The 14835-nt window shown below is 68.6% G+C and carries 17 protein-coding genes; 6 read left to right on the forward strand and 11 right to left on the reverse strand.

Going from position 1 to position 14835, the window contains the following annotated elements; all coding sequences use genetic code 11:
* The 5 genes from ETO60_RS07760 to ETO60_RS07780 all read right to left on the reverse strand — a co-directional run bounded on the left by ETO60_RS07760 (nucleotide 1) and on the right by ETO60_RS07780 (nucleotide 4269).
* On the reverse strand, nucleotides 1-363 hold the full coding sequence (locus tag ETO60_RS07760; protein WP_130004338.1) for a hypothetical protein: 363 nt from the start codon (nucleotides 361-363) through the stop codon (nucleotides 1-3).
* A gap of 3 nt (nucleotides 364-366) precedes the next feature.
* Entirely contained in the window at nucleotides 367-1503 is a 1137-nt protein-coding gene (dnaN, locus tag ETO60_RS07765) for a DNA polymerase III subunit beta (protein ID WP_130004339.1), read from the reverse strand.
* Nucleotides 1504-1648: 145 nt separating this feature from the next.
* The gene (gene fabG, locus ETO60_RS07770) at nucleotides 1649-2401 is read right to left on the reverse strand and encodes a 3-oxoacyl-[acyl-carrier-protein] reductase (protein WP_130004341.1); all 753 of its coding nucleotides are present in this window, start codon (nucleotides 2399-2401) and stop codon (nucleotides 1649-1651) included.
* Between the two features lie 37 nt (nucleotides 2402-2438).
* Nucleotides 2439-3377: an ACP S-malonyltransferase gene (gene fabD, locus ETO60_RS07775; protein ID WP_130004343.1), complete on the reverse strand. Its 939-nt coding sequence runs from the start codon at nucleotides 3375-3377 to the stop codon at nucleotides 2439-2441.
* A 79-nt stretch (nucleotides 3378-3456) separates the two neighbouring features.
* A complete protein-coding gene (locus ETO60_RS07780; RefSeq protein WP_130004345.1) occupies nucleotides 3457-4269 on the reverse strand; it encodes an LD-carboxypeptidase in 813 nt (270 codons plus the stop codon).
* A 54-nt stretch (nucleotides 4270-4323) separates the two neighbouring features.
* On the opposite strand from ETO60_RS07780, the gene ETO60_RS07785 reads away from it, so the two are divergent.
* Nucleotides 4324-5748 (forward strand): glutamate ligase domain-containing protein, encoded by a 1425-nt coding sequence (locus ETO60_RS07785; RefSeq protein ID WP_130004347.1) that lies wholly within the window; start codon nucleotides 4324-4326, stop codon nucleotides 5746-5748.
* A 10-nt stretch (nucleotides 5749-5758) separates the two neighbouring features.
* On the opposite strand, the gene ETO60_RS07790 is transcribed toward ETO60_RS07785, so the two are convergent.
* Nucleotides 5759-6715 carry a DUF808 domain-containing protein gene (locus ETO60_RS07790; protein ID WP_130004349.1) on the reverse strand — a complete coding sequence of 319 codons (957 nt, stop codon included), beginning with the start codon at nucleotides 6713-6715 and terminating at the stop codon, nucleotides 5759-5761.
* 203 nt (nucleotides 6716-6918) lie between these two features.
* Between ETO60_RS07790 and rpsF the strand changes: the two genes are divergently transcribed.
* From rpsF to ETO60_RS07815, 5 genes are all read left to right on the forward strand, one after another.
* Complete coding sequence (gene rpsF / locus ETO60_RS07795; protein ID WP_130004351.1) at nucleotides 6919-7290, forward strand: 30S ribosomal protein S6; 372 nt, start codon at nucleotides 6919-6921, stop codon at nucleotides 7288-7290.
* On the forward strand, nucleotides 7290-7514 hold the full coding sequence (gene rpsR / locus ETO60_RS07800) for a 30S ribosomal protein S18 (RefSeq protein ID WP_130004353.1): 225 nt from the start codon (nucleotides 7290-7292) through the stop codon (nucleotides 7512-7514). Before rpsF ends, rpsR begins: the two co-directional genes overlap by 1 nt.
* Nucleotides 7515-7527: 13 nt before the next feature.
* Nucleotides 7528-8136 carry a 50S ribosomal protein L9 gene (gene rplI, locus ETO60_RS07805; protein ID WP_130004355.1) on the forward strand — a complete coding sequence of 203 codons (609 nt, stop codon included), beginning with the start codon at nucleotides 7528-7530 and terminating at the stop codon, nucleotides 8134-8136.
* 90 nt (nucleotides 8137-8226) lie between these two features.
* A complete protein-coding gene (locus ETO60_RS07810) occupies nucleotides 8227-9702 on the forward strand; it encodes an AMP nucleosidase (RefSeq protein WP_130004357.1) in 1476 nt (491 codons plus the stop codon).
* Nucleotides 9703-9892: 190 nt separating this feature from the next.
* Nucleotides 9893-10915: an SDR family oxidoreductase gene (locus ETO60_RS07815; RefSeq protein ID WP_130004359.1), complete on the forward strand. Its 1023-nt coding sequence runs from the start codon at nucleotides 9893-9895 to the stop codon at nucleotides 10913-10915.
* A gap of 47 nt (nucleotides 10916-10962) precedes the next feature.
* Here the strand turns inward: ETO60_RS07815 and ETO60_RS07820 are convergent, their stop codons facing one another.
* From ETO60_RS07820 to ETO60_RS07840, 5 genes are read right to left on the reverse strand one after another with little or no spacing between them, the layout of a single operon-like run.
* Nucleotides 10963-11460 carry a YbjN domain-containing protein gene (locus ETO60_RS07820; RefSeq protein ID WP_234026405.1) on the reverse strand — a complete coding sequence of 166 codons (498 nt, stop codon included), beginning with the start codon at nucleotides 11458-11460 and terminating at the stop codon, nucleotides 10963-10965.
* A 31-nt stretch (nucleotides 11461-11491) separates the two neighbouring features.
* Complete coding sequence (locus tag ETO60_RS07825) at nucleotides 11492-12517, reverse strand: Vgb family protein (protein WP_234026389.1); 1026 nt, start codon at nucleotides 12515-12517, stop codon at nucleotides 11492-11494.
* 33 nt (nucleotides 12518-12550) lie between these two features.
* Nucleotides 12551-13306, reverse strand: a complete 756-nt coding sequence (locus tag ETO60_RS07830) for an alpha/beta fold hydrolase (RefSeq protein ID WP_130004362.1) — start codon at nucleotides 13304-13306, stop codon at nucleotides 12551-12553.
* On the reverse strand, nucleotides 13303-13746 hold the full coding sequence (locus ETO60_RS07835; protein ID WP_130004364.1) for a GFA family protein: 444 nt from the start codon (nucleotides 13744-13746) through the stop codon (nucleotides 13303-13305). Before ETO60_RS07835 ends, ETO60_RS07830 begins: the two co-directional genes overlap by 4 nt.
* A gap of 5 nt (nucleotides 13747-13751) precedes the next feature.
* Nucleotides 13752-14777, reverse strand: coding sequence for an aspartate-semialdehyde dehydrogenase (locus ETO60_RS07840; RefSeq protein ID WP_130004366.1), 1026 nt, complete (start codon nucleotides 14775-14777; stop codon nucleotides 13752-13754).
* Nucleotides 14778-14835: the final 58 nt, after the last annotated feature.

Raw genomic sequence — 14835 nt, forward strand, 5'->3', positions numbered from 1 at the left:
TTAGCGGGCGTCGCCCTCCTCGAGAGCGGCAATCTGCCGGCCGAAGGCCTGGATTCGCTGGCCAATCACGCGCGCGGCGGCTTCGCACCGCGGAGCGAGCGCAGCGGCGCCCGCGATCGTCTGCTGCAGCGCCTCCCGGGTGCCCCAGGCCTCGAGCGTTCCGCCACTCCGCGCTTCGTAGCGCCCCATCCAGTATGTCGCGACAGCCGCCAGTCCCGACTTCTGCTGTGCATCCTCAACCTGCCCGGAGGCTGCTAAAGCCATCAGCGCGCACCGCATCTCCTCGTCAGGGCTGAGCGCATCCTGCGCCGATAGCGGCTGGGCAAGGCACAGGAGCGCCGCGGCGACAGGAAACAAGCGCATGGATCAGACCCTCATCGGCATGAGAACATACAGGGCGGATGCCTGGTCATTCTTGCGGATCAGTGTCGGCGCTCCGGCATCGGCAAGGTGCACCTCGACCACGTCGGAGTCCATCTGGCTCAGGATGTCCTTGAGATAATTGGCGTTGAATCCGATCTCTAGCCCGTCCGCCGCATATTCGGCGGCGAGTTCCTCGGCGGCGGTGCCGTTGTCGGGCGATGTGACGGACAAGGTCACTCGGTCATTGTCGAGTCCCATCTTGACGGCCCGCGTCTTTTCCGTCGCGATCGTCGCCACCCGGTCGACGGCCTGGTAGAACAGGCGCGGATCGAGGCGGAGCAGCTTGTCGTTCGCGGTCGGAATGACCCGGCTGTAATCGGGAAAGGTTCCGTCGATCAGCTTGGAGGTGAGCACCACCCCGTTCTCGCCGCCCAGGGTGAAGCGCACCTTCGACGGGGACAGATCGACCCGCACCTCGGCGTCGAGCGCCTCCTCCAGCAGCTTGCGCAGTTCGGCCACCGTTTTGCGCGGAATGATGACGTCCGGCATCCCCTCTGCGCCTTCCGGTCGCGAAAGCGTGAACCGCGCCAGCCGGTGTCCGTCCGTCGCGGCCGCGCGCATCACCGGACCTGACCCGTTCTCCCCGTCCGACACATGCAGGAAGATGCCGTTCAGGTAATAGCGGGTCTCCTCGGTGGAGATGGCAAAGCGCGTGCGGTCGATCAGCTCGGCCAGCAACCGGCCCGGCAGGGTGAATGTGGTCGGCAGGTCACCCTCGACAATGGTCGGGAAGTCGTCGCGCGGCAGGGTGGGAAGCTGAAACCGGCTCCGTCCCGCCTTCACCGTCATGCGGTTGTCGGCCGCCTCGAGGCTCACCTGGCTCCCGTCGGGCAGCTTGCGCGCGATGTCGAACAGCAGGTGGGCCGAAACGGTGATGGCGCCCGGCGTGTCGACGCCGGCCGCGGGGATGTGCTCGACAACCTGCAGGTCGAGGTCGGTGGCCATGACCTTCAGCGACCCGCCGGCCTCGGCCTCGATCAGCACGTTCGACAGGATGGGGATGGTGTTGCGCCGCTCGACGACGGACTGGACGTGGGACAGGCAGCGCAGCAGCGTTGCACGTTCCAGAGTGGCTTTCATCGTGTTCCTACCCCTGTAGATCGCTTGCGGGCATGGCCGCGGACTCGCCGCAGGCAACGGCGTGGCCTTGACACCATCCTTAGCCGCCACACCGCCCGCGGCAAGCGGGCGCGGGCGGACACCGCACGACGCTGGGGAAAACAGTTCAGGACAGCATCGCCATGCCGCCGTTCACATGCAGCGTCTGGCCGGTGATGTAGCCCGCCTCGCGGCTGGCGAGAAAGGCCACGGCCGCGCCGACCTCCTCGCCGGTGCCCATCCGCCCGAGCGGAATGCGCGCGTTGAGCGCCGCCTTCTGCGCCTCGGGCAATGTGTCGGTCATGGCTGAACGGATGAAGCCGGGCGCGACGCAGTTCGCCGTGATGCCCCTCGTGGCGATCTCCTGGGCCAGCGCCTTGGTCATGCCGGTCAGCCCCGCCTTGGCGGCCGCGTAGTTCATCTGGCCGGGATTGCCCATCAGCCCCACCACGCTGGTGATGGAAACGATGCGGCCGAACCGCGCCTTCATCATCGGCTTGACGGCCGCGCGCATCAGCCGGAACGCGGCTTCCAGGTTGATGCGGATCACCTGATCCCACTCCTCGTCCTTCATCCTGAGCGCGAGGTTGTCGCGGGTGATGCCGGCGTTGTTGACGAGAATGTCGAGCTGCCCGAGCGTCGCCAGCGCAGCCGGCACGAGTTCCTCGACCTGCACCGGATCCGACAGGTCGCAGGTGATCTCGACATGCTCGCCGCCGAACGACTCGTGCAGTTCATCCTTGAACGCCCGCAGCTTGGCCGCGTTGCTGCCGGTCAGCGCGAGGCGGGCGCCCTGCGCGGCGAGCGAACGGGCGATGGCCGATCCGATCCCTCCGCTGGCGCCTGTGACCAGCGCCGTCATGCCGTTCAGTGAAAACATCGCCGCTCTCCGTTCCTTCTTTGCCGATCCGGTGCCGTCAGCCCAGCGACCGGGCGAAACATTCCAGATCCGCCATCGTGGTCAGGCTGGACACCTGCATGGCCGGTTCCGTGCGGGAGACCATCGGGCCAAGCACCTTGCTGCCGATCTCGACGACCTGTTCCACCCCGCCGCGCCGCAGCGCGTGGACCGTCTCGCGCCAGCGGACCCGGCCGGTGACCTGGCGGACAAGGAGGCCGCGCACCGCCTCGGCCGCCGCATTGGCCTGAGCGGTCACATTGGCGTAAACCGGCACGTTCAGGGATCCGGCCACGATCTCGGCCAGCGCGTCGTCCATCCGCTTCGCGGCCGGCTCCATCAGCGAGCAGTGGAACGGTGCCGACACTGGCAGCTTCACCGCCCGGCGCACGCCGTGTTCGCGCGCCTGTTCCAGAACCCGGGCGACAGCGTCGGCGTGGCCGGAGACGACCACCTGCGAGGGGTCGTTGTCGTTGGCGATCTCGCAGACCTGCCCGTGGGCGGACGCGTCGCACAGCGCCTGAGCCTTCTCCACATCGGCGCCCAGCAGCGCCGCCATGGCGCCGACACCGACCGGCACGGCCGCCTGCATCGCTTCGCCGCGCAGCCGCAGGAGACGGGCCGTATCCGCCAGGCTGAACGCGCCGGCCGCATGAAGCGCGGTGTACTCGCCGAGGCTGTGCCCGGCCATCGCTCCGCCGTGGTCCGTCAGCCGCACGCCGAAGTCCTGCGCCAGCGCCGCCACCATCGCCGCGGCCGCCGCCATGATCGCCGGTTGGGCGTTGGCGGTCAGCGTCAGTTCGTCCTCGGGTCCCTCGCGCATGAGCCGGGACAGGTGCTGTCCCAGCGCCTCGTCCACTTCCTCAAAGACGGCGCGCGCCGCCGCGCTGGCCGCCGCAAGCTCGGCGCCCATGCCGACCTTCTGGCTGCCCTGCCCCGGAAAGATGAACGCCCGCATCGCCTCTGCTCCCTGTGCTGGCGACGCCTTATGCAGCGCGCCGGGCTTCGGCAAGCCGGTGCCGCGGCACGGTCCGGGTTCAGCCGCGATGGCCGAACGGCACGATCCGGTTGCCGGGGTCATGCCCGATGTCGGCAAAGCCGAGATAGGGGATGCCCGACCGCTCGCACCAGAACCGGGCGATGTCCTCCTCGCTGGCGCCGAAGGGGCGGTCATTCTCGGGCACGTCCGAGACCCGGCCGAGCCGGATCCCGGCAATGCCGCGCAGGTTCTGCGTCACGTGGAAGAAGAGCCGGTCCACGGCGTAGAGATGCTCCGACACCTCCTCCACCAGCACCACGTGACCGGTCAGGTCCGGCATCAGCTCCGTGCCGACCAGCATGGCGAGGGTCATGAGGTTGAAGGCGACGCTGGGCTGCGCGCCGAGAGAGCGTTCCAGCCCGTCCGTGCTGCCGCGCAGGAAGTCGAACACCCGCCGGATTGCCGCCTCGCCGCCGTCGTGGCGGATGTCGGCGGCCATGGGTGCGTGAACCGGCCTGCCGATGCCGTGCCGGTACAGCCCGGCAAGGAGGTATCCCGCGTCGGAATAGCCCAGAAACGTCTTGGCGCGGCCCACCGCATCGAGGCGCGCCAGCGCGGCCGCCGCGATCCGGTTCGTGCCATAACCGCCATGGGCGAACCACACGGCGTCGGTCAGCGGATCGTTGGCACAGTCGAGCAACGCCTCGAGCCGGGTGTCGTCATCGCCGGCGAAATGCCCGTGGCGGGCAAAGCACTGCCGGTGGAACGCGACCTCGATGTCCGGCTCCTGCGCCGCGAGATCGAGCACCCTGTCGGCCAGCTCCCGCTCCATCCGCTTGCCCGGCGCGCACACGCTGATCCTGATCGTCATCGCGCGCGTCTAGCCAGCTTGCCACTGCCGCTTCAACTGAATACCTCGCGGCGGATGAGCGATCCCCTTCCCGCTGATGCGATCCGGACACGCCCGTTCTTCTTCTGCGGGATCGGAGGGTCGGGCATGCTGCCTCTGGCGCAGCTGCTCGTGGCCATGGGCGCTCGGGTTGAGGGGTCGGATCGCGCGCATGACCAGGGCCGCACTCCGGAAAAATTCGCTGCCCTGCGTGCGGGCGGCGTCACGCTCTGGCCGCAGGACGGCAGCGGCGTGCGCGCGGCGGAACAGATCCTCGTCGCCTCCGCGGCGGTGGAGGAGACGGTTCCCGAAGTCGGGCGCGCGGCGGCGCTGGGATGCCTGCGCCTGAGCCGCGCGGAGCTGCTCGCCTCCCTGTTCAACGCGAGTGGCCGTGGCGTGGCGGTCGCCGGCACCAGCGGCAAATCGACCGTTACCGGCATGATCGGCTGGATCCTGCACACCGCCGGCGAGGCGCCGACGATCGTCAACGGGGCGGTGATGAAGAACTTCGCCTCCGCCCGGACGCCGTTCGTCAGCAGCATCGCCGGTGCCGGCGATGCCTTCGTCAGCGAGGTGGACGAGTCCGACGGCTCCATCGCGCTGTTCCGACCGGCCGTCGGCGTGCTGCTCAATGTCAGTCTCGACCACATGGCGATCGAGGAGCTGCGGGAGCTGTTCAGCGGCTTCCTGGTGGAGAGCAGGACCGCCGTCGTCAACGCCGACGATGCGGAGGTTCGCGACCTTCTGCCCTCGGCCAACGAAGTGGTCACCTTCGCACTGGATCATCCCCTCGCCCAGTTCGGGATCGAGTCGGGCAGCGAGAGGGCGACGGACGAGGGACAGGAGGCGGTTCTGCTCGACCGGGAGGCGGGTAGCAGACACGCCCTGACGCTGCGTCTTGCGGGACGGCACAACCTCGCCAATGCCGTTGCCGCGGTGGCTGCGGCCGCTGCCTGCGGGATCGACACCGACGCGGCGGTTGCCGCTCTGGCAGACTTCGCCGGCATTGCGCGCCGCTTCGACGTGCTGGGCACGAGTGCGGGCGGCATCACGGTCATCGACGATTTTGCCCACAACCCCGAAAAATGCGCCGCCACCCTGCAGACGCTGAAGGCGCGGCCGGGCCGGGTGCTCGCCTTTTTCCAGCCGCATGGCTACGGCCCGCTGCGGCAGATGGGCGCCGAACTGGCGACGGTGTTTGCGCGCGCGCTCGACGCCGGAGACGTCGTGATCCTGTGCGATCCGGTCTATTTTGGCGGCACGGTCGACCGCAGTGAGGGCAGCGAGCGCATTGCCCGTCTGGTGGAGGAGGCCGGCGGCGATGCCGAGTATCTGCCGACCCGCGAGGAATGCGGTGACTGGCTGGTCGCGAACGCCCGCCCCGGCGACCGGATCGTGATCATGGGCGCCCGCGACGACACCCTGACCCTGTTCGCGCGCGACCTGCTGAACAGGCTCTGATCGCGCAGGGTCAGTGCGCCGCTTCGGCTCCGCCCGCGTCGGCGTGGCCGAGGCGCAGCACCTTGTGCACCAGCACGGCGATCGCCGCCCCGACGAGGAGGCCGAAGACCGCCGACACGGCGGCAAAGGTTACCCAGCCGAGAACGCCGCCGCCGACCGTCTCCACCGCGTGCTCCACCCCGTGCGCGTACTTGTACAGCCCGTCGATGCCCAGCTCGTGCATGCCGTGAAGGATGATCCCTCCACCGACCCAGAGCATTGCCACCGTGCCGACGATCGACAGGACCGTCAGCACCCGCGGCATGGCCGCCACCAGACCCCGGCCGACGACGCGGGAAAACCCGTCGGCCCGCTGGGCCAGATGAAGGCCGGCATCGTCCATCTTCACGATCAGGGCGACCGCCCCGTACACGAGCACGGTGATGCCGATGCCGACCAGCGCAAGGATGATCGCGCGGTTCATGACCGTTTCCGCCGCCACCTCGTTGAGGACGATGGCCATGATTTCGGCCGACAGGATCATGTCGGTGCGGATGGCGCCCGCGACGCGTTCCTTCTCGAAGGTGACCGGGTCGGTGATCGGATCCTCCAGCGTCTTGCCGTGCCGCGCCCCGCCCAGCTTCTCCATCACCTTCTCGGCGCCCTCGTAGCACAGGAAGGCTCCGCCCAGCATCAGCAGGTAGATGATGGCCTGCGGCAGAAAGGTGCTGAGCAGCAGGGCCGCCGGCAGCAGGATCAGCAGCTTGTTGCGCAGGCTTCCCACCGCGATCTTGCCGATGATCGGCAGCTCGCGCGCCGGGCTGAGCCCCGTGACATAGGACGGCGTGACGGCGGCATCGTCGATGACCACGCCCGCCGCCTTGGTGCTGGCCCGCCCGGCCGCCAGCGCCACATCGTCGACCGACGCGGCCGTGGCGCGGGCGATGACCGCGATATCGTCGAACAGCGCCACGAGACCACTCGGCACGGGCAGGATCCTTCTTCTGCTCAGAAGCTGACGGTCCTGCCCCGCCCCTGCCCGAGATGCAAGCCTTGCAACCGTGGCACGATCCGCTATGAGCGCCGCTCCCGCGCCGGCTGTTCCGGCCGTGCGGACTTGGCGAAGAAAGCCGGAGGGGCGGCCCGGAGCGGGGTGGCCAGCGATCGGCACAGACACAAAGGACGCAGCGCATGGCTCATTACGAGCATGTCTTTCTCGCGCGTCAGGACCTGAGTCAGGCTCAGGTCGACGCGCTGGCCCAGCAGGCCACCGAAATCATCGAGTCGAACGAGGGCAAGGTCATCCGCACTGAAACGTGGGGATTGAAGAACCTCGCCTACCGCATCGACCGCAACCGCAAGGCGCACTATGTCATGCTGGCTTTCGACGCGCCCGGCGGAGTAGTCGCGGAGCTGGAGCGCCAGACGCGCATCAACGAGGACGTGATCCGCTATCTGACCGTGCGCGTCGACGAGCACGAGAACGGACCCAGCGTGATGATGCGCAAGAACGACCGCGAGCGCGACCGCAAGCGCCGCCCCGAACGTGAGGAGCGCGACTGATGGCCCGCCCGTTTTTCCGCCGCCGCAAGTCCTGCCCGTTTTCCGGCAAGAACGCGCCGCGCATTGACTACAAGGACGTCCGCCTGCTCCAGGGCTTCATGTCCGAACGCGGCAAGATCGTGCCGGCCCGGATCACCTCCGTCTCGGCCAAGAAGCAGCGTGAACTGTCGCAGGCGATCAAGCGCGCCCGCCAGATCGGCCTGCTGCCGTATCTCGTGAAGTAGGAGGAGCGAGGCCATGCAGATCATTCTCCTGGAACGGGTCGAGAAGCTCGGCTCGATCGGCGATGTCGTCACCGTCAAGGACGGCTATGCCCGCAATTTCCTCCTTCCGCAGAAGAAGGCGCTGCGCGCCAACGAGGCGAACCGGCGGGTCTTCGAGGCGAACCGCGAACGGCTGGAGCAGGAAAACGCCCAGCGCCGCAGCGAGGCCGAGGCCCGCGGCAAATCGATCGACGGCGCCGAGATCGTGCTGATCCGCGCCTCGTCGAACACGGGCCAGCTCTACGGTTCGGTCAACGTGCGCGACATCGTCGCGGCGCTGGGCGAGCAGGGGCACGCCGTCGACAAGCGCCAGGTCATCATGGGCACGCCGATCAAGAGCCTCGGCTTGCACGACGTGCGGGTCGACCTTCACCCCGAAGTGTCGGTGACGATCAAGGCCAACGTCGCGCGTTCCGACGACGAGGCCGAGCTTCAGCGGCAGGGCATCGACGTCATGGCCCGGATGTTCGAGGACGAACGGCAGGACCAGACAGGGTTCACCGAAGCGGTCGACCCGACCCTCGAACCCGGCGAGATCCCGCAGGAACTGTTCGAAGACCGCAACGCGGACAGCGACGCCTGACCGCCGGTTCGCATTGCCGACCCATGCGAAAGGCGCGGCGTCATCGTCGCGCCTTTTTCGTATCGATGCCCTGATGAGGAGTCGCTGCGCATGATCGAAACAGCCGGTCGCGGCCCCGATGCCGCCGAGGCCGAAGTCGCCGACGTGCTCGACCGCCTTGCCGCGACGCACGCCGCGGCGACGAAGTGCCTGCGCGACGACGTGCTCGCGTTTGCACGCACGGGCGCGCTGCCGCCGCCGGAACGGCGGGTGGACGGTTCCTACGCCTATCCCGAGCTGCGCATCCGCTACGGTGGGGGACGCCAGCCGGCCAGTCAGGGTCTGGCCTTCGGCCGGCTGAACATCCCCGGCATCTACGCCACGACCATCACCCGGCCGCATCTGTTCGCCGATTACCTGCGCGACCAGTTGCTGCTGATCGCCGGCGGCTACGACGTCGAGTTCGAAGTCGCCCGGTCGCGGCAGGAAATCCCCTTCCCTTACGTCCTCGACGGCGATGCGGGCAGCGAAATGGCCGGCGTGGCGGCACAGACGATCGCCCGCCACTTCCCTTCTACCGAACTTGCCGACATCGGCGACGAGCTGGCCGACGGCTTCGACATTGGCGGACCCGACGATCCCCTGCCGCTGTCGCTGTTCGACGGCCTGCGCACCGATTTCAGCCTTGCGCGCCTGGCGCACTACACCGGCACGCAGCCGGAGCACTTCCAGCGCTTCGTGCTGTTCACCAACTACCACCGCTATGTCGATGAATTCGTGCGCTGGGCCGGTCAGCAGCTCGGCACCGAAGGCTGCGCCGCGCTGGCGGGGCCTGGCGGCCTTTACCTCACCGAGCGCGAGGAGGATGCTGGGTCCAAGCTGTCCGACGCGGCATGGCGCCGGCACCAGATGCCGGCCTATCACCTTCTGGGCGACAACCGCGACGGCATCACCCTCGTCAACATCGGCGTGGGGCCGTCCAACGCCAAGACCATCTGCGACCATCTGGCCGTGCTGCGCCCGGAAGCGTGGCTGATGATCGGGCATTGCGGCGGGCTGCGGCCGACGCAGCGGATCGGCGACTACGTGCTCGCCCACGCCTATCTGCGCGACGATCACGTGCTCGATCCCGTGCTCCCGCCCGAGATCCCCCTGCCCGCGATCGCCGAGGTGCAGCAGGCGCTCGCCGCCGCGGCGGAGGAGGTGTCGGGCGCTCACGGCCTCAGCCTGAAGCAGCGGATGCGGACGGGCACCGTCGTGACAACGGACGACCGCAACTGGGAATTGCGCTACTCCGCGTCCGCGCGGCGGTTCTCGCTCAGCCGGGCCGTGGCGATCGACATGGAGAGCGCCACCATCGCCGCGCAGGGCTACCGCTTCCGCGTCCCCTACGGCACGCTGCTGTGCGTCAGCGACAAGCCGCTCCACGGCGAGATCAAGCTGCCCGGCCAGGCCAACCGCTTCTACGAGGAAGCGATCCGCGCCCATCTCCAGATCGGCATCGCCGCCTGCCGCAGGCTGCGCGACGAGGGCGCCCGGCTGCACAGCCGCAAGCTGCGGGCGTTCAACGAGCCGCCGTTCCGCTGATGCGGCTCTCGCGCGGCGGGCGCGTCCATTGCCGAAGCGGGTGCGCTTCGTCCCGGTCGGGGAACGGTTCGACGGCCGTGCGGGACGCCGTGCCGCGGACTTGCCCGCAGCCTTTCCTTCTGCCGGTTCAGCGCCGCGGCACCACGCCTCTCCTGCGACGTTGGACTCCTGAACACGCAGGAGTTTTGTCATGTCGTACAGGTTGAAGCCGCTGAACCAGCAGACGGTCGTAATCACAGGGGCATCGTCCGGCATCGGGCTGGCCACCGCCCGGCGCGCCGCGCGGGAGGGCGCCAAGGTCGTGCTCGTTGCCCGTAACGAGGATGCGCTGCGCGAGGCTGCGGAAGACATCGAAGCCGCAGGCGGTCAGGCGGCCTGGTGCGCCGTCGACATCGCCGACAGCGCCTGGCCCGAAAAGGTCGGCAAAGTGGCCGACGATCGTTTCGGCGGCTTCGACAGCTGGGTCAATAACGCCGCGGCATCGCTTTACGCCCGGTTGGACGAAGTCACCGAGGAGGAGCACCGCCGGGTGTTCGACGTCGGCTATTTCGGCACGGTGGCCGGATCGCTCTATGCGGCCAAGCGGCTGCGCGAGCGCAGCGGCGGCGCCCTCATCAACACCGGGTCTGTTCTGTCGGAACGCGCCGTGGGCGTGCAGGGCGTGTACAGCGCGATGAAGCATGCGGTGAAAGGGTTCACCGATGCCCTGCGCGTCGAGCTGCAGGAGGAGGATGCCGGCGTGTCGGTCACGCTGATCAAGCCCAACGGCATCGACACGCCCTATCCCGAGCACGCGCGCAACAAGATGGACCGGCCGGCCAGCGTTCCGCCGGTGATCTATGACCCTGAACTTGCGGCCAAGGCGATCTGCTTCGCCTGCGAGCATCCCCGCCGCGAACTGCTGGTCGGGGGTCAGGGGCTGCTGCTGACCAAGGCTGGCAACCTGTTTCCGGGCCTGACGGACCTCATCATGCAGAACTTCATGATGGAGGACGGACAGTCCTCGGACACGCCGCCGGAGCCGGGAGCGGAGGACAATCTGTTCGAGCCGCGCAAGGATGGGCGCGTCCGCTCGAACCAGGACAATTTCGTGCGCAAGAGCAGCCTGGCGCTGGAGGCGCAGATGCATCCGGCGGTGGCAATCGCCACGGGCATGGGCACCATCGCCGCCGCCGGCCTCATCGGCGCGCTGGCACGCAGCCGCCGCGCCTGAGTCCGGGCCAGACAGGGGGCGGTGGCTGGCTCAGCCGCCGCTCCTTGTCATTCGCCCGCAAAAACCGCGTCGCCGATCTCTCCGACGGTCCAGGAAAAGTGATCCAGCGCCTTCAGGAACACCGGAGCCGGGATTCCGTCCAGCGTCACGATGTCGAATTGCACGAACGGGTCGCCCTCGTCGTCGAGGTGGATGCCGGCGAACCGGTATCGGGAAGACAGGGCGTTGACGGCGCTGGCATCCATGGGCTGCTGGCGGTCGAAGCCGACGGAAAGCTGCACCGACTGGCACCGGGTGTGGGTCTTGGGGTCGCAGCCGTAGAAGTAGACGCCGCCCTTGTAACCGCCGAACTCGGTCAGGATCATCGGATCGCCCACGTTGTCGGTGCCCAGCTCCACCGGATAGCCGGCATAGCGCATGGCGCTCGCCATTCCTTCGGGATCGGCCGCACTGACCCGGGCCGGCGAGCTTTGCGCCGCCGCGGGAGACCCGAAGGCCGCACCCGCAAGGGCCAAAGTCAGGGCCATCGCCTTCAACATGTGCATCTTCACTGTCCCCCCTCCTGCCCGATTACGCTCATCGCGATCGGGTGTCTGCAATGATTGCCAGGCCGTCTCCGCCTTCTCCGGCGCTGATGCGGCGCCGAACGGCTCCGGTGGCAAACTCCACTTCCGCCACTGCATCCGCATTCGTCTCCGCGACGTAAACGAAGCGGCCGTCGGGCGACCACAGGATCGTGACCTGAAACGGTTCGCGCGAGCCGGACACGGTGATCGTGCGCACCGCCCGCGCTCTCGCCGTGTCGATCACGGTCAGGGTGCCGCTGGCAAGGTCGGACGTCACCGCCACGTCGCCCTGAGGGCGGATAGCGATCCGCAGGGGAAAGGCCCCGGTCGCCACTTCGTGCCGCACGTCCAGTGTGGCGGGATCAAGCGCGAACGCCCGGTCGGACCTCCGGGCGGACACCCACAGCGTCTGCCCGTCGGGCGCAAGCACGATCCCCTCCGGCTCCTCGCCCACGACGGCCGACAGCGGCGCGCGTCCGCCGGCAAGGTCGATCCGCGTCACCGTCCGGCTGCCCAGATCGGTCGTCCACGCCGTCCGTGCGTCCGGTGCCACGGCCAGCATGTGGCTGCCGTCCTTGCCGGTCGCGAACTCGGTCAGCGCGGCCGTTCCCAGCGGGTCGGCGATGCGGAAGACGGAACGACGCCCCTCTGCCGTGACGAACAGGTCTCCGCCCGCATGCCAGACAATGCCGTGCGGACGGGCGCCCGGACCAAGATCGATGCTGCGCACGCGGTGGAGATCACCGGTGCGGAAAACATCGACACGCGTGCCGCCGTAGCAGGCCAGCGCCACATGACGTCCGTCCGGTGACGTCGCCAGCTCATGCGGGTTGGCGCAGGCATCGACGCGCCGCGTCTCCTGCCCGGTGGCAAGGTCGATGCGGGACAGGCTGTTCCCGCGCTTGTTGGCCACGAACAGGACTCCGGACGGCACGCCCGCGCCCGCCGGCCCCCCGCCAGAAGTCGCCGCACAGCCGGAGGCGAGCACGAGGCACAGCGACAGCATTCCTGCGCCCATGGTCCTGAGGCCAAACATCCCGCTCCCCTTGGTTGCCCCGCCGCGCAGGCGTCAGCCGAAAAACCGTGCCAGCTCCTCGCCCATTTCGGGCCGGGCGACGCTCGACATGTGTGTGCCGGGTATGAACTGGAGCCGGGCATCGGGCAAGAGCGCGGCCAGACGTTCCGGCGAGCCGTTGTCGCGGTCGTCGTTCCCGCACAGCACCAGCACCGGCATGGTCAGCGCGGCCGCGAGCTGCGCCGGTTCGGCATCGGCCACGGACTGCAGCAGGAGACGGGCCGCGAGCCGGTCCACCTTCATCGTCTTCATGAAGCTGACGGCCATGAATGCGGGGTCGCCTTGCCGCACGTTCTCGAAGCGGTCGATCGCATCGAGGAAGAAGGCCGCACGCCGGTCCCACCCGGTGAGCCCCTCCAGCCCCATGCCGACAAGCGCCAGCCGCCGAGGCAGAAGGCCGTTGATGACACACCGCGCCGCTGTCCGCGCGCCCAGCGAGAAGCCGGCAAGGTCGAACCTGTCCCAGCCATAGTGCCGCACCATTGCCGCGACATCGCGCGCCAGCACGTCTGGCGGGTAGGCCGCCGCGTCGTGTGGCTTGCCGCTGCGCCCGTGGGCACGCAGGTCCGGCATGAACACCGCCCGCCCTGCCGCGGCCAGCCTGGCCGCGTGGCCGAACCTGATCCAGTTGGTCTGCGCGTCGGAGAACAGCCCGTGAAGCAGCAGGAGAGGCTCCCCCTCACCCAGCCGGTGCACAGCCAGTTCAGCACCGTCGAAGGAGCGGACGACGTCGCGCGTCGGCGGCTTCATTCCGGCACCTCCAGCCCCGCCGCCTGCCAGCGGGCGACGCTGCCGGGAATGTCCTGCGTCCGGTGACGAGGCAGTGCAGCGGTGTCGAGCCACGGCTCGAGAATACGCTCGGCTCCTCCATGCGCCACCGGTGTGAACCGCGACGGCTCGTCGAAGCTGCCCAGCATCAGATCCATGTCATCGCCCGCGAGTGCCGCCCAAGCCAGCGGCGAACCGCAGGTGCGGCAGAACAGGCGCTCGGCAATCGGCGAAGAGCGGTAGCGCGCCGGCTCTCCGCTCCACCGGACGTCCGCGGGATCGACTTGCACAAGAGCGGCAGCAAATCCGCCACTCGCGCGTTTGCACATGGAACAATGGCAGAGGCCCGCGTCCGGTCCAGCAACGCGGACGGTGTACCGCACCGCTCCACACTGGCACCCGCCGGTCATCGCCTCTGCCATCTGCCCTACCCCTTCTTGAGATGCCGCCGCCCCAGCAGCTCGGCGATCTGCACGGCGTTGAGCGCCGCGCCCTTGCGCAGGTTGTCGCTGACGCACCACAGCGAGATGCCGTGCTCCACCGTCGGATCGTCGCGCACGCGGCTGATGTAGGTGGCGCTGTCGCCGGCGGCCTCGACGGGAGTGACGTATCCCCCGTCCTCCCGCTTGTCGATCAGCATGATGCCCGGCGCCTCGCGCAGGATGTCCTGCGCCTCGCGGGCCGAAAGCTCGCGCTCGAACTCGATGTTCACCGCCTCCGAATGGCCGACGAACACCGGCACGCGGACGCAGGTCGCCGTCAGCTTGATGCGCGGGTCGAGGATCTTCTTGGTCTCGACGACCATCTTCCACTCTTCCTTGGTGGAGCCGTCGTCGAGGAAGCTGTCGATGTGCGGAATGAGGTTGAAGGCGATCTGGCGCGTGAAAGTGCGCGGTTCGACCGGGTCGCCGACGAAGATCGCCCGGCTCTGCTCGAACAGCTCGTCCATGCCCGCCTTGCCCGCGCCGGACACCGACTGGTAGGTGCTCACCACCACCCGCCTGATGGTGGCGGCATCGTGCAGCGGCTTCAGCGCCACGACGAGCTGCGCGGTCGAGCAGTTCGGATTGGCGATGATGCGGCGCGCCGTGTAGCCGTCGATCGCCTCGGGGTTCACCTCGGGCACGATCAGCGGCACGTCCGGGTCCATGCGGTAGAGCGAGGAATTGTCGATCACCACGCAGCCGGCCGCCGCCGCCCGCGGCACATGGTCCCGCGACACGGCGCTGCCGGCGGCGAACAGGGCCATGTCCCACCCGGCGAAATCGAAATGCTCGAGGTTCTGGCAGCGCAGCATCCGGCCGGTGTCGCCATACTCCACCTCCGACCCGACCGACCGGGAGGAGGCGACGGCCGCGACCTCGTCCGCAGGGAACTCCCGCTCGCTGAGGATCTGCATCATCTCGCGCCCGACATTTCCCGTCGCGCCGACAACGGCCACCCGATAACCCATTCGCATTCTCCGCTGATCAAGCCGTTCAGATAGACGCCGGCGGCCGCATCGCAACGGC

The organism is Qipengyuania thermophila (assembly GCF_004153605.1).
In the GTDB taxonomy this organism is placed as follows: Bacteria; Pseudomonadota; Alphaproteobacteria; order Sphingomonadales; family Sphingomonadaceae; genus Qipengyuania_B; species Qipengyuania_B thermophila.

Coding starts and splice junctions, on each gene's coding strand:
- ETO60_RS07760 (WP_130004338.1), bottom strand. CDS start 363: ATGCGCTTGTTTCCTGTCGCCGCGGCGCTCCTGTGCCTTGCCCAGCCG.
- dnaN (WP_130004339.1), bottom strand. CDS start 1,503: ATGAAAGCCACTCTGGAACGTGCAACGCTGCTGCGCTGCCTGTCCCAC.
- fabG (WP_130004341.1), bottom strand. CDS start 2,401: ATGTTTTCACTGAACGGCATGACGGCGCTGGTCACAGGCGCCAGCGGA.
- fabD (WP_130004343.1), bottom strand. CDS start 3,377: ATGCGGGCGTTCATCTTTCCGGGGCAGGGCAGCCAGAAGGTCGGCATG.
- ETO60_RS07780 (WP_130004345.1), bottom strand. CDS start 4,269: ATGACGATCAGGATCAGCGTGTGCGCGCCGGGCAAGCGGATGGAGCGG.
- ETO60_RS07785 (WP_130004347.1), top strand. CDS start 4,324: ATGAGCGATCCCCTTCCCGCTGATGCGATCCGGACACGCCCGTTCTTC.
- rpsF (WP_130004351.1), top strand. CDS start 6,919: ATGGCTCATTACGAGCATGTCTTTCTCGCGCGTCAGGACCTGAGTCAG.
- rpsR (WP_130004353.1), top strand. CDS start 7,290: ATGGCCCGCCCGTTTTTCCGCCGCCGCAAGTCCTGCCCGTTTTCCGGC.
- rplI (WP_130004355.1), top strand. CDS start 7,528: ATGCAGATCATTCTCCTGGAACGGGTCGAGAAGCTCGGCTCGATCGGC.
- ETO60_RS07810 (WP_130004357.1), top strand. CDS start 8,227: ATGATCGAAACAGCCGGTCGCGGCCCCGATGCCGCCGAGGCCGAAGTC.
- ETO60_RS07815 (WP_130004359.1), top strand. CDS start 9,893: ATGTCGTACAGGTTGAAGCCGCTGAACCAGCAGACGGTCGTAATCACA.
- ETO60_RS07820 (WP_234026405.1), bottom strand. CDS start 11,460: ATGCACATGTTGAAGGCGATGGCCCTGACTTTGGCCCTTGCGGGTGCG.
- ETO60_RS07825 (WP_234026389.1), bottom strand. CDS start 12,517: ATGTTTGGCCTCAGGACCATGGGCGCAGGAATGCTGTCGCTGTGCCTC.
- ETO60_RS07830 (WP_130004362.1), bottom strand. CDS start 13,306: ATGAAGCCGCCGACGCGCGACGTCGTCCGCTCCTTCGACGGTGCTGAA.
- ETO60_RS07835 (WP_130004364.1), bottom strand. CDS start 13,746: ATGGCAGAGGCGATGACCGGCGGGTGCCAGTGTGGAGCGGTGCGGTAC.
- ETO60_RS07840 (WP_130004366.1), bottom strand. CDS start 14,777: ATGGGTTATCGGGTGGCCGTTGTCGGCGCGACGGGAAATGTCGGGCGC.